Source organism: Rodentibacter sp. Ppn85, from assembly GCF_001999335.1.
Classification (GTDB): domain Bacteria; phylum Pseudomonadota; class Gammaproteobacteria; order Enterobacterales; family Pasteurellaceae; genus Rodentibacter.
Map to the genome: position 1 here is coordinate 14,078 of NZ_MLHS01000043.1, position 13,810 is coordinate 27,887.

The following is a 13,810-nucleotide window of genomic DNA, read 5'->3' on the forward strand; positions in this document are numbered from 1 at the left end:
CATTGAAAGAGCGGTCAAATTTATGCGAATTTTGTTAATTGAAGATGATGTGTTAATCGGCAATGGGTTACAAATCGGGCTATCAAAATCCGGATTTATTGTGGATTGGTTCACGGACGGCAAAACCGGCTTAAATGCGCTGGATTCCGCTCCTTATGATGCCGTTGTGTTGGATTTGACTTTACCGAAAATGGACGGGTTAGACATTTTGCAACAATGGCGAATGAACAATCAATCTACTCCCGTGCTTATTTTGACGGCGCGCGATACCTTAGATGAGCGTGTGAAAGGATTGCAAAAAGGGGCGGACGATTATCTTTGTAAACCTTTTGCATTGGCTGAAGTGGTTGCCCGTTTGCAAGCATTGATTCGCCGTAGCTATGGACATACGACACCGGTTCTAACTCATCTGAATGTTACGCTTGATTCTAATCAACGAAGTGTCCGAGTAAATAATGAACCGCTTTCTCTCACGACCAGAGAATATAAGTTGTTGGAACTTTTTATGTTGAATAAAGATCGTGTCCTTTCCCGTTCAACCATTGAAGAAAAATTATCCACATGGGAAGAGGAAATTAGTAGCTCGGCATTAGAGGTTCATATCCATAATTTACGCCAAAAATTGGGGAAACAATTTATTCGTACCGTTCACGGCGTGGGCTACGCATTAGGGCAAGGTGATGACAAATAAAAGTTTAAAATTCCGCTTAATGGGCGGATTATTTTTGATTGCACTTTTCGTGTGGTTAATTTCAACCTTTGTTGCTTGGAAAGTGGCAAAAAAAGAGGCCTATGATGTTTTTGATGCGCAGCAGATTTTGTTTGCAGAACGTCTTGCCACCTCCGATTTACAAAATATTTTGTTGGATAAGACAAACTTTAATCATGGCGGATTTAAACCGTTAAAACGGAAATATGATGACGATGCTCTTGCTTTTGCGATTTTTTCTAAAACGGGGGAGCGACTGTTAAGTGATGGCGATAACGGTGATAATTTCATTTTTAGCAATAAAGAGGGATTTAGTTCTGCCTATATTGAAAACGATGATGATAAATGGCGAATTTATTGGTTGCCTGTGGCACAAGGAGAGTTACGAATTGCAGTTGGTCAAGAAATAGAGTATCGAGAAGAATTGGTAAATAAAATGGTATTCGGGCAAACGGCGATTTGGTTCGCAAGTTTACCTTTTTTACTGGCAGTGGTTTTTTACTTGATTCATAAAGCATTAAATCCTATTAATCAGCTTAGCCGTGAAGTTTTGCGAAGAAAACCGGGGGATGTTTCGCTGCTTGATACGTCAAACGTACCGGCAGAAATTTTGCCGTTGGTGAAAAATTTAAACCAATTTTTTGACCGCACTTCGACTATGTTAAAAAGAGAGCGTCGTTTTACTTCCGATGCCGCCCATGAATTACGTAGTCCGTTAGCCGCATTACGTATTCAAACCGAAGTTGCCCAACTTGCCGGTGACGATAAGGTCATGAGAGAACAAGCATTAAGCAATTTAACACTGGGTATTGATCGGGCAAACCAATTAATCGAGCAGCTTTTAACCTTATCCCGTTTAGATAATTTAAAGGAACTTGATGAATTGCAGCCTATAAAATGGCAGGAAATTATTCCTTCTTTAATAAGTGAATTTTATTTTAATGCGCAAAAACGCAACATTGAATTATCCTTTGAAGAAAAGTCGCAGCCTCAAACGAGGAACGGTCAACCTATTTTAGCAACGCAAATGTTGAGAAATTTACTGGATAATGCGATTAAATATGCACAACCGGGTGCTTTGGTGAAAGTTGTTTTATTCAAAGAAAAAATTATTGTCGAAGATAATGGCTGTGGGGTGAGTGAAACCGATTTAGCCCGATTAGGACAACGTTTTTACCGTCCGGCAGGGCAAAATGAAAAGGGGAGTGGATTAGGTTTATCTATTGTATTTCGCATTGCAGAACTGCATCACTATAAAGTGCGGTTGGAAAACGTGATGGATTGCGGAGAAATCATTGGATTTAGAGTAATTATTGGCTTGTAGTAAAAATATCTCCTAGGCGATTTGGCGTAAGAAAATGCTGTTCACCTCCTTTTAAGGTTTTAAAATTTCACTTTCTCTCTTACAATAATTCTCCCAATTCTTATTAAAAACATTAAATGCCTCACATTTACATTGGCACGGGCGGTTACGCAGATAGTGATTTGCTCGGCACTGTTTATCCTTTAGGGACGGCAAAAGAGGATTTTCTGACTCATTATTGCCGCCATTATGACACGGTAGAAATCAATAGTAGTTTTCACGCACCTATTGGACAGAAAGCAATACAAGGAATGTTGGAAAAATCTGGCGGCAAACTACAATTTTCGATTAAATTACATCAAGACTTTAGCCATACTCGGGTTGCGACAAGGGAAAATGCCAAACAGTTTCTAAATGCATTGCAACCGTTAGTTGAACAACAAGTACTTGCGGCGTTATTTTTACAATTTCCCCATCGCTTTGAACGTACTCTCAACAATCGTCGCTATTTAGCGGAATTGACCCAATGGTTCATTGATTATCCGATAGCAGTTGAGTTTCGTCATCCCAGTTGGCATTGCGAGACGGTATTTGAGACATTCTGCCGACAGCCCAATTTAATTTGGGGAAATGTAGATTACCCCGCCAATATCGGGCTACCGATGTTTCAGCTAAAAATCAATCGACACACGGGCTATTTACGCCTACACGGTCGTAATGCAAACTGGTGGAATGAAAATTCTGCTCAAGCAAGGCATAATTATCGCTATACCGAAGATGAGCTTGCCGAAATAGCAAATTTGATTGTTCAACAAAAAGATCGATTTGAACGATTGTTTATTTATTTTCAAAATACCACTCAAAGCCATTCGTTTTATAATATTGCAACGCTGAAAAATCTCCTGCTGCCTTTTGGCTTTGAAATGAAAACACAGATAGATGAAGTACCTCATCAGCAATGGGAGCTATTCTAAGGTTTTATAGAACGTTGGTCTCCAGTTCTAAAACCCCAGGCTCTATTTTAATACCTTTAGCAAATTTTTTGATTAAAACATCTCGGATGTTTGTTTCATCAAGGGTATAAATTGGTATTGAAGAAAGTAACAATGCAATACTTTCACTTAAAAATGGCATGGCAATTTGTAATTGTTCCATGTATTCGTTAGGCTCGCCGGACCACTGCAATATACGTAAATTACGTAGATAGATCGCCCCTTTTTCCGGGCTATAATAAGGAACGGTATCAAAAGTGAGCGTTAATTTGGCCGGAAATTGTTTATTTCCCAGTTTGAATAACCCTTCGGCAGTACCATTTATTTCAACACGTTTTTCTGTGCCTCGTCCGATTTTAGTCGTGAGATCCTTTAACTGATAATCTAACGAAAACAATCCGGGGAAGTTAAATTTATCTTTAATTGCCCCTTTTTCCGATAGATATTGATTAATTTGACTTTCACTCAAGCTAAAAGGTGAAGATTGTGCCGAGGTAAAAATGGAAAACCCGAGTAACAGGGTAAAGAGAGAAATATTGAGTTTTTTCATAAAATACCTAATTTAGTTGAAAGATTGAAATAAACCCTTAGAATATTCAAGGTTTCATGACAGGTATAAAATATAGCATGAAATAAGTGGGTTTGGAGTAGTATTGTGGCGGAATCTTGTATTAATACCGAATTTCAGGAATATGTTAAGAGTGTTTTCGAGCAACAAAAAGGAAAACGAGTTTATCAATTTAGCTACCAAGGAAAAGGATATTGGTTGAAGCAACCGGAAAAACTATCAGGTGTTTGGCTACTATTAAAGCCTTATCCCAAAAAGTCGTTTGCAAACGAACTAATGACCCTTTTAGATTTAGTTAAACGGGGCGTGCCTGTGCCCAAGGTTGTTTACCATGAAAAAGATTTTTTTGTTTTAGAAGATGTGGGAACGAGTATTTCTCAATGGATGGATAACCCAAACACTTCGGAAAAACAAAAATTTTCAATTCTCTCCGATGCAAGCCAAAGTTTAATCGGGTTACACAAAAAAGGATTGGTGCATGGTCGTCCTGCCGTACGAGATATTGTATGGAATAATGGTAAAACTATTTTTTTAGATTTTGAATCGCGTTCAAAAAGCCAAAATAAAGATTGGTTAGTTGTGCGCGATATGTTATTTTTCTTCGACAGTTTATGTCATAAAGAAACTATTTCCGATGAACTAATAGCGGAAATAGCGATTTATTATCAGACGCATTGTGACTCCCGAAATTGGGAAATAATGCAAAACTATTTATCGCGATTTAGATGGGTATATTACTTACTATTGCCTTTTAAACCAATTGCAAAGAAAGATCTCATTTCGATTTATCGTTTATTTGCATTATTACATCGTAAGGAAAAATAATGAAAAAAATCTTCTTAATTTTTATTTTGTCTGTTTTACTCGGTGCTTGTTCTGTTGGCGGAGGTATCGGTGTCGGTGGTGGCAGTGGCGGCATCGGTGCAGGGGTGGGAGTAAGTACCGGATTCGGTTTCTAGAGGTTAAGTGCGGTCGAAAATTGTCGTGTTTTTTAGATTTTTGAGAAAAGCCTTGATCTTTTGATAGGGAACACTATAATATGCGCATATTTCGGACGCGGGGTGGAGCAGCTTGGTAGCTCGTCGGGCTCATAACCCGAAGGTCGTTGGTTCAAATCCAGCCCCCGCAACCAATACAAGTTCAGTAAAAGAACCCCAAGTTTGGGGTTTTTTTGTACGAGAAATTTTAGAAACTGGGCTTAGGTTCTATGAACCTAACCCTTTTTTTACGCCCAAAATTCAATATAGCGTGGTTTTATCCATATATTAAGAATAAAGGGTTTAGATAAATAGGAGTAGAAATTGGCTAGGTTAGAACAGAATTTACAAGAAATATTGCAAAGTTCGGTAGAAGATTTAGGCTGCGAACTTTGGGGTATTGAATGCCAACGAGCCGGTCGTTTTATGACCGTACGTATATTCATTGATAAAGAGGGAGGAGTAACCATAGATGATTGTGCGGATGTAAGCCGTCAAGTCAGTGCTGTTTTGGACGTAGAAGATCCGATTGCAGATAAATACAACCTTGAAGTGTCATCACCCGGTTTGGATCGCCCATTATTTACACTTGAACAATACAAACGCTATCTTGGTGAAGAAATTCTCATTCATTTACGTATTCCAATGATGGAACGTCGTAAATGGCAAGGAAAATTAGAGCGTATTGAAAACGATATGCTTATATTAAACGTTGACAATCAAGAACAAACTTTTGTTTTTGGTAATATTCAAAAAGCAAATGTTATTGCAAAATTTTAAAAGGAGAAAAAGGAAAAATGAGTAAAGAAATTTTATTAGCGGCAGAAGCGGTGTCTAATGAAAAATTATTACCGCGTGAAAAAATTTTTGAAGCGTTAGAAAGTGCGATTGCACTTTCGACTAAGAAAAAATACGAATATGAAACCGATATTCGCGTTTCAATTAACCCTAAAAATGGTGAGTTTGATACTTTCCGTCGCTGGCTAGTCGTAGATGAAGTAAAGGTACCGACAAAAGAAATTACTTTAGAAGCCGCTCAATTTGATGATCCTGAAATCCAACTTGGGGATTATGTTGAAGATCAAATTGAATCTATCGCTTTTGACCGTATTGCAATGCAAACTGCACGTCAAGTTATCAGCACAAAAATTCGCGAAGCGGAGCGCGCGAAAGTAGTGGAACAATTTCGTTCCGAAGAAGGCAAAATTGTCACCGGTACGGTAAAAAAAGTGAGTCGCGAGAGTATTATCTTGGATTTAGGCAATAAAGCCGAAGCAGTTATTGCTCGTGAGGATATGTTACCACGTGAGAATTTCCGACCGGGAGATCGTGTCCGTGGCGTGCTTTATAAAGTCGTTCCGGAAAGTAAAACCGCACAATTATTCGTTACACGTGCGAAACCGGAAATGCTGATCGAATTATTCCGTATTGAAGTGCCGGAAATTGGCGAAGAAATGATTGAAATTCGTGGAGCTGCCCGTGATCCGGGTTCTCGCGCGAAAATTGCAGTGAAATCAAATGACAAACGTATCGATCCTGTTGGTGCGTGCGTAGGTATGCGTGGGGCTCGAGTTCAAGCTATTACCAATGAATTGGGAGGAGAACGTGTCGATATCGTACTTTGGGATGATAATCCGGCACAATTTGTCATTAACGCTATGGCACCTGCGGATGTCAATTCCATTATTGTCGATGAAGATAATCATTCAATGGATATTGCTGTTGACGCAGCAAATCTTGCGCAAGCAATCGGACGTAACGGTCAAAATGTGCGTTTAGCCACCCAACTAACCGGCTGGGCATTAAATGTAATGACTACGGAAGAACTTAATGAGAAACATCAGGCAGAAGATAACAAGGCATTGAATTTATTCATGAATACATTAGAGCTTGATGAAGAGTTTGCACAAATCCTTGTAGAAGAAGGCTTTACAAGTTTAGAAGAAATTGCTTATGTGCCGGTAAGTGAATTAACGGCAATTTATGGTTTGGAAGATGAAGATCTTGTTGAAGAGCTTCAAACCCGTGCAAAAAATGCGATCACTGCAGTAGCCGTGGCGGAAGAAGAAGCATTGAAAAAAGCAAATATTGAAGAACGTTTATTAAACTTGAATGGTATGAACCGTCATATTGCGTTCAAATTCGCCGAAAAACAAATTACCACTCTTGAAGAGCTTGCCGAACAAGGTGTTGATGATTTAGCGGATATTGAAGAGTTAACAGAAGAACAAGCCGCTGATTTAATTATGGCTGCGCGTAATATCTGTTGGTTCAGCGAAGAATAAGGAGAATTAATTATGACTGATGAAGTAAAAAAAACAGATAGCGAAGCACCGAAAAAATTAAGTATTCAACGTAGAACTAGAACGGTAGTAAATGCAACAACAACGGCAGGTAAAAGTAAATCCGTTCAAGTAGAAGTACGTAAAAAACGTACGGTGAAAACTGATGCGGTTCAAAAAGCAGAAGAAGCTGCAAAATTAAAAGCGCAACAAGAAGAATTGGAAGCTAAAAAAGCAGCGGAAAAGAAAGTCGCGGAGGAAAAAGCGCGCTTGGAGGCAGAAAAAGCTACAGCAGAGAAATTAAAAACGGAGAAGGAATTCCAAGCTAAAAGCTCACAAAGTGCGGTCAATTCTAAAACTAAATCCGTTGCTGTAGAAAAAGAAAAACGCAAAGCGGAAGAAGCCGAACTTCGCCGTAAATCGGAAGAGCTTGCTCGTCAAAAAGCAGAGGAGCAAGCCCGTAAGGCTACTGAAGAAGCAAGACGCTATGCTGAAATGGATGATGAGGATAACGAATCTTCGTCAGAAGATTATTCCGACTATAATTTAAGTTCAAAATATGCGCTTGAGGCGGAAGATGAAGAAGAACGCCGTAATGAAAATCGTGGTCGTGGAAAAAATAAAGTAGCGAAAGCGAAAAAAGGCGGTCGCGATGACGATAATAGCAAGAATAGTCGAAATGAGCGTGAATCTAACCGTAAAAACCAAAAAGAAGGTAAATTAGGTAAAGGTAAAAATGCTAAGAAAGGTGCGGCATTACAACAGGCTTTCACAAAACCTGTTCAAGTTGCTAAAGCAGATGTCGTGATTGGCGAAACTATTACTGTTGCAGAACTTGCCAATAAAATGGCAATTAAAGCCACTGAAATCATCAAAATGATGATGAAAATGGGCGAAATGGTGACAATTAACCAAGTGCTTGATCAAGAAACTGCGCAATTAGTAGCGGAAGAACTGGGTCATAAAGTGATTCTTCGAAATGAAAATGAACTTGAAGAAGCGGTACTAGGAGATCGTGATGTCAATGCGGAAAAAGTAACCCGTGCACCGGTAGTGACTATTATGGGTCACGTTGACCATGGTAAAACGTCCCTACTTGACTATATTCGTAAAGCTAAAGTGGCTGCCGGTGAAGCAGGCGGAATTACCCAACATATCGGTGCATATCATGTGGAAATGGATGATGGCAAAATGATTACTTTCCTTGATACGCCGGGACACGCCGCATTTACTTCAATGCGTGCACGAGGTGCAAAAGCAACGGATATTGTGGTTCTTGTGGTGGCTGCAGATGATGGTGTGATGCCTCAAACCATTGAAGCAATTCAACACGCAAAAGCGGCGGGGGCTCCATTAGTTGTAGCGGTAAACAAAATTGATAAACCGGAAGCTAACCCGGATCGGGTAGAACAAGAATTACTGCAACATGAAGTCATTGCGGAAAAATTCGGGGGGGACGTTCAATTTGTGCCGGTTTCAGCGAAACAAGGTCTCGGTATTGATGATTTGTTAGATGCGATTCTTCTTCAATCCGAAGTGCTGGAATTAACAGCCGTGAAAGATGGTATGGCAAGTGGTGTTGTGATTGAATCTTACCTTGATAAAGGCCGAGGCCCTATAGCAACGATTCTGGTTCAATCCGGTACTTTACGTAAGGGCGATATTGTGCTTTGCGGTTTTGAGTATGGTCGTGTTCGTGCGATGCGTGACGAAAATGGTAAAGAAATTGACGAAGCCGGACCGTCTATCCCTGTCGAAGTACTCGGACTTTCCGGCGTGCCGGCAGCCGGTGACGAAGCCACAGTCGTGCGTGATGAGAAAAAAGCTCGTGAAGTTGCGTTGTACCGTCAAGGTAAATTCCGTGAAGTCAAACTTGCCCGCCAGCAAAAAGCAAAACTTGAAAATATGTTTAGCAATATGGCAGAAGGCGATGTGGCAGAATTGAATGTTATCGTTAAAGCAGACGTACAAGGTTCTGTGGAAGCGATTGTTCAAGCTTTACACGAACTTTCAACGGATGAAGTGAAAGTGAAAGTCGTCGGTTCTGGCGTAGGTGGTATTACGGAAACCGATGCCACATTGGCGGCCGCCTCTAATGCTATTATGGTCGGTTTCAACGTTCGTGCTGATGCTTCAGCCCGCCGAGTGATCGAAAGTGAAAATATTGATTTACGTTATTATTCAATAATTTATGAATTGCTTAACGAAATCAAAGCAGCAATGAGCGGTATGCTACAACCTGAATTCAAACAAGAAATCATCGGTTTGGCAGAAGTTCGTGATGTGTTCCGTCATCCAAAATTTGGTGCAATTGCCGGTTGTATGGTGACGGAAGGTATTGTGAAGCGCAACAATCCAATCCGTGTATTACGCGATAATGTGGTTATTTTTGAAGGCGAGCTCGAATCACTCCGTCGTTTCAAAGACGATGTGGCAGAAGTGCGTAGCAATATGGAATGTGGTATTGGCGTGAAAAACTATAATGATGTGAAAGTTGGCGACCAAATCGAGGTATTCGAAGTGGTTGAAGTTAAACGCTCGATTTAATCTTTATGGTTTAGTAGCCTGTAAAAACTTTTAGATGTTGCTGTGAGATTATCCGAATATAAAAAAATAGGAAAATCTCACCGCATTTTGTCAAATAGGGATAACTAAATTTTCATTAGGTTTAGTTTTAGCTACATTAACGAGAAAAACAAAACCTAAAATTAGAAATGGAATTAGCTTTTTTACATCAAAAACTAAAGCGAGAAAATGCCTTTAAAAAATGGTTGGTATAGGCTCTTGGCGCGGCTTTAAACCGTTTTATAATTGAATTCGGTGATCATCTAAGCGATCACCTTTAAGTGGAATAGGTATTTACACAATATGTGGGATAGGCTCGTATTCGGGCTTTTTGTATAAAGAAGTTTAGTCTATGAGATGGTCAGGCGTTTTTAAAAGACGCAAACCATTTGCAACCACTAACAAACTAGTACCGACATCAGCTAAAACAGCCATCCACATAGAACTCATTCCCCAAAGTACTAAAATAAGAAAGACCACTTTTATGCCGAGCGCAAATAAAATATTCTGCCAAAGAATAAAGTAGGTACGCTGGGAGAGTTTGATAAATTCAGGAATTTTCTTCAAATCGTCGTCCATAATCGCAACATCAGCAGTTTCAATTGCACTGTCACTCCCACCGTGTCCCATAGCAAAACCAATATCAGCTTGGGCAAGAGCGGGGGCATCATTAATACCATCACCTACCATTCCCGTAGCCCCCTGCTTATTTAAGCGGGTAATTTCAGTGAGCTTATTTTCGGGCAACATTTCTCCTATGGCAGTGTCGATGCCTGCCTCCTGGGCAATTTGTTGAGCTGTATTGTTATTATCCCCCGTGAGCATAATGGTTCGTACGCCTAATTTGTGTAAGGATGCAATCGCTTGACGGGAGGTATCTTTAATAGTATCTGCTACAGCAAATAATGCTAATACATGCTGTTCATTGGTTAAACCCACCACTGTTTTACCTTGTTTTTCAAAATGTTCGATCTGGGATTCCAATGCAGGAGAACAGAGTCCATCTTCATGGATCATTCGGTGGTTACCTAAACGGTAACGCTCCCCCTCAATAACCCCTTCACTACCACGCCCCGGTAGTGCAGTGAAGTCTGTTACTGTTTTCAATTCTCCCGTAAGAGCAGTAATGGCTTTAGATACGGGGTGATCGGAGTGTGAAGCAAGGGAATAGGCGAAGTTTTCTACTTGGCACTCTTCATTGAGGATGATTTTGTCTGTTAAGAAAGGTTTACCATGGGTAATTGTGCCGGTTTTATCTAGTGCAATGGCTTTTAATAAACGTCCTTGCTCAAGATAAACCCCTCCCTTAATAACCATGCCTCGCCGTAAACCTGCTGTTAGCCCGCTGACGACAGAAACCGGGGTAGCAATCACTAAGGCACATGGGCAGGCAATGACTAAAATTGTCAAGCCACGTTTCATCCACTCTGTCCATTGACCATCAAAAAATGGGGGAATAAGTGCTATCAGCAAAGCAAATATTACAGCTGAGGGCGTATAGATGGCGGCAAATTTATCAATCCAACGCTGGGTTGGCGCTTTTGTGGTTTGGGCTTCTTCTACGGCATGAATAATACGTGCAAGCGTAGAATCATTTGCCAGGGCGGTTACACGATAAATAAAAGAGCCGGATTCATTGATAGAACCAGCAAAAACAGTATCTCCTACAGTTTTTTCAACAGGAAGGCTTTCGCCGGTAACTGGTGATTGATTTAATTCAGAAGAACCCTCTTCAATTATGCCGTCTAGGGCGATTTTTTCTCCAGGCCGTACCCGTATTTTACTATTGATAGTAATTTGATCTGCCCCCATTTCTGACCAGCTGTCATCGGCTTGTTGTACGATGGCAGTAGTTGGCGTGAGGGCAAGGAGTGATTGTACCGCATTTCTTGCCCGATCCAGTGATTTGGCTTCAATCCATTCAGCTAACGCAAAAAGTGACATTACCATGGCAGTTTCAGGAAATTCACCTAATAGGATTGCGCCGGTGGTGGCAATACTCATTAATGCATTGATATTCAAGGTTTTGTTTTTAATGGCTATCCATCCCTTTTTATAAGTGCCTATACCTGCCAATATAACAGCCAAAAGAGAAATAACCGCAGTAATAATAGTTATGCCATTCTCAGGTAACCCAGTATAAACATGGAGATTACTTGAAAACCAATCGATCATTTCTGCTGAAAAGGCAAGGAGTAATGCTGGAATTAACCGTCTGTACAAAAAGGTTCGATTTTTTTCATCGTTTTTAGGAACCGTTTTAGTATTATCTTTTAAGGCTTGTGCAGTCATACCCAAATTGGCAATTTCTTTTACCATATCTAGAGAACTACCTTCCCGTATTATCACCTGCAATACTTGTTTCATCAGATTAAATGACATGACCTTAATGTCCGGGTGGTTATCTAATTTTTTACGGATCACTCCTTCTTCTGTTGGGCAATCCATTTCTTGGATATAAAAACGTTGTAAAATAAAACCATCCGGTACATCTAATACTTTCTCGAATTCATGGGATTCTTTTCCATGAGTATGTTTATGGGTACAGCTATGTCCATGGTCATGCTTATGGTTGTGATCATGATGTTCATGGTTATGATGGCAACGATGTTCTTGTTTAGAGTCCGGGGCATGTTCGTGAAGATGTGCCTTCTCTGTTTGACAAGTGGTGCCGACTTTGTAGAAGGTATCCTCTGCGGGAGTGAATGTAATTTTCCCTTCTTTAGAACAACAATCTTTCATATTTTGCTCCTTAATTTCTTATTTTGATGCGAACGTTGTTATTCAACGTATTGTCATTTAAAACCTTGTAGTCAATACGATGTCAAGCGTAAAATACGAAAATATGCAAAAATTCTTCCTAATTATGTAAATAAAATGAAAAGAAGAAGTAGGAGTAGAGGATAGCAATTGTTAATCATACAGTAAACTGAAAAAGGCGATTAAATAGCAAAGTCTTTTTTTAATCGCATTTTTTAGTTGAGCAACCGAGCCAAAGGCGAGGGCGGTAGCTGAAAATTCTATTTAAAGGAGCCTATCCCACATATTGTGTAAACACCTATTCCACCTAAAGGTGATCGCTTAGACGATCACCGAATTCAATTATAAAACGGTTGAAAGCCATACGCCAATGTTGGATAGGCATTGTCCATTTTTTAGAGGCATCCCTTATTGCCAACCATACCACCTTAAATACCGCATCATCCGTTGGAAATACATTACGCTTCTTGATAACCCGGCGTATTACGCTATTTAACGATTCAATGGCGTTAGTCGTATAAATCGCTTTACGGATGTCTTCAGGGTAGCTGAATAACGTCGCAATATTGCCCCAATTACTCTGCCAACTCTTTGAGATTAAAGGATATTTATCCTGCCACGTGTCGGTGAAGGTCGCTAATGCTTCTAAGGCTACCGCTGCTTCCGTAGAGGATTGGTAAATTCGCTTTAAATCCGCCGTTACAGCTTTATAATCCTTCCAAGATACAAAGCGTAAGCTGTTGCGCACCATATGGACGATACAGAGCTGAATCTTGGTATTCGGATAAAAACGGCATTGATAGCTTCAGGAAATCTTTTCAACCTGTCTACACACGCAATTAAAATATCTTTCAATCCACGATTTTTCAGCTCTGACAACACATTTGCCCAAAATTTTGCCTCTTCATTTTCAGCCATCCAAAGTCCTAATAATTCTTTCTTTCCCTCCAAGTTGACACCCAATGCCACAAAGACCGATTTATTGATAATCCGTCCGTCTTGACGTACCTTTACTACGATACACTCCAAATAGACTATCGGATAAACCGCATCTAGCGGGCGGTTTTGCCATGCTAAAACCCGTTCTTTCACCGAATCGGTTACCCGGGAAATCAATGAGGCAGAAACATCCGCATAGTATAACTCCTTAAACATTTCAACAATTTCTTGATTACTTAAGCCTTTGGCATATAAAGAAATTATCTGTTCATCCATACCGGTAATGCGGGTTTGGTTTTTCTTGATGAGCTATGGCTCAAAAGACGCATTCCGGTCACGGGGAATGGCAATATCTATTTCTCCTTCATTAAAATTCACCCGCTTTGAGCTGTAGCCATTACACGTATTTTGGGTAGCTTTAGGTTGGTGTTTTTCATAGTCAAGGTGGTCGGTTAATTCCGCATTGAGTGCTGCTTCTACCGTGATTTTTTTCAATGCTCGGGAGAGTTGATTCAGGTCTTCGGGCGTTTTGAGGTTTTTGGCAAGCTCCGCTGCCAAGGCATGGAGTTGTTTTTCGTTCATATAAAATACCTGTTTTTAGGTGATTATCCCAGAAACAGGCATTTACACAAAGTTTGGTATAGGCTCGTTGGTTTGTATGTTATTATTTGAGTTTTTATCTAAAAGAATAATAAATTAGGGGCTGACGTAGATT

Annotated in this window: 10 protein-coding genes, 1 tRNA gene and 1 pseudogene; 9 read left to right on the forward strand and 3 right to left on the reverse strand. The window is 40.1% G+C overall.

What is annotated here, in order from left to right; translation table 11 throughout:
- Positions 1–22 precede the first annotated feature (22 nt).
- The 3 genes from BKL51_RS08105 (at position 23) to BKL51_RS08115 (ending at position 2,986) form a co-directional block, all read left to right on the forward strand.
- On the forward strand, positions 23–691 hold the full coding sequence (locus tag BKL51_RS08105; RefSeq protein ID WP_077466203.1) for a response regulator: 669 nt from the start codon (positions 23–25) through the stop codon (positions 689–691).
- On the forward strand, positions 681–2,033 hold the full coding sequence (gene qseC / locus BKL51_RS08110; protein WP_077466204.1) for a quorum sensing histidine kinase QseC: 1,353 nt from the start codon (positions 681–683) through the stop codon (positions 2,031–2,033). Before BKL51_RS08105 ends, qseC begins: the two co-directional genes overlap by 11 nt.
- 116 nt (positions 2,034–2,149) lie before the next feature.
- A complete protein-coding gene (locus BKL51_RS08115) occupies positions 2,150–2,986 on the forward strand; it encodes a DUF72 domain-containing protein (protein ID WP_077466205.1) in 837 nt (278 codons plus the stop codon).
- 4 nt (positions 2,987–2,990) lie between these two features.
- On the opposite strand, the gene BKL51_RS08120 is transcribed toward BKL51_RS08115, so the two are convergent.
- The gene (locus BKL51_RS08120; protein WP_077466206.1) at positions 2,991–3,554 is read right to left on the reverse strand and encodes a DUF1439 domain-containing protein; all 564 of its coding nucleotides are present in this window, start codon (positions 3,552–3,554) and stop codon (positions 2,991–2,993) included.
- 105 nt (positions 3,555–3,659) lie between these two features.
- On the opposite strand from BKL51_RS08120, the gene BKL51_RS08125 reads away from it, so the two are divergent.
- The 6 genes from BKL51_RS08125 (at position 3,660) to infB (ending at position 9,378) form a co-directional block, all read left to right on the forward strand.
- Complete coding sequence (locus BKL51_RS08125) at positions 3,660–4,397, forward strand: RIO1 family regulatory kinase/ATPase (RefSeq protein ID WP_143530574.1); 738 nt, start codon at positions 3,660–3,662, stop codon at positions 4,395–4,397.
- On the forward strand, positions 4,397–4,531 hold the full coding sequence (locus BKL51_RS12265) for a hypothetical protein (RefSeq protein WP_255372289.1): 135 nt from the start codon (positions 4,397–4,399) through the stop codon (positions 4,529–4,531). Before BKL51_RS08125 ends, BKL51_RS12265 begins: the two co-directional genes overlap by 1 nt.
- 96 nt (positions 4,532–4,627) lie before the next feature.
- Positions 4,628–4,704, forward strand: a tRNA-Met gene (locus BKL51_RS08130).
- 169 nt (positions 4,705–4,873) lie between these two features.
- The gene (rimP, locus tag BKL51_RS08135; protein ID WP_077466207.1) at positions 4,874–5,329 is read left to right on the forward strand and encodes a ribosome maturation factor RimP; all 456 of its coding nucleotides are present in this window, start codon (positions 4,874–4,876) and stop codon (positions 5,327–5,329) included.
- Between the two features lie 17 nt (positions 5,330–5,346).
- Positions 5,347–6,834, forward strand: a complete 1,488-nt coding sequence (gene nusA, locus BKL51_RS08140) for a transcription termination factor NusA (RefSeq protein WP_077466208.1) — start codon at positions 5,347–5,349, stop codon at positions 6,832–6,834.
- A gap of 12 nt (positions 6,835–6,846) precedes the next feature.
- Positions 6,847–9,378: a translation initiation factor IF-2 gene (gene infB / locus BKL51_RS08145; RefSeq protein ID WP_077466209.1), complete on the forward strand. Its 2,532-nt coding sequence runs from the start codon at positions 6,847–6,849 to the stop codon at positions 9,376–9,378.
- A 363-nt stretch (positions 9,379–9,741) separates the two neighbouring features.
- Here the strand turns inward: infB and BKL51_RS08150 are convergent, their stop codons facing one another.
- Together BKL51_RS08150 and BKL51_RS08155 are read right to left on the reverse strand one after the other, a co-directional pair.
- Entirely contained in the window at positions 9,742–12,138 is a 2,397-nt protein-coding gene (locus BKL51_RS08150; protein ID WP_077466210.1) for a cation-translocating P-type ATPase, read from the reverse strand.
- A 325-nt stretch (positions 12,139–12,463) separates the two neighbouring features.
- A pseudogene (locus tag BKL51_RS08155) lies at positions 12,464–13,677 on the reverse strand (IS256 family transposase).
- Positions 13,678–13,810 lie beyond the last annotated feature (133 nt).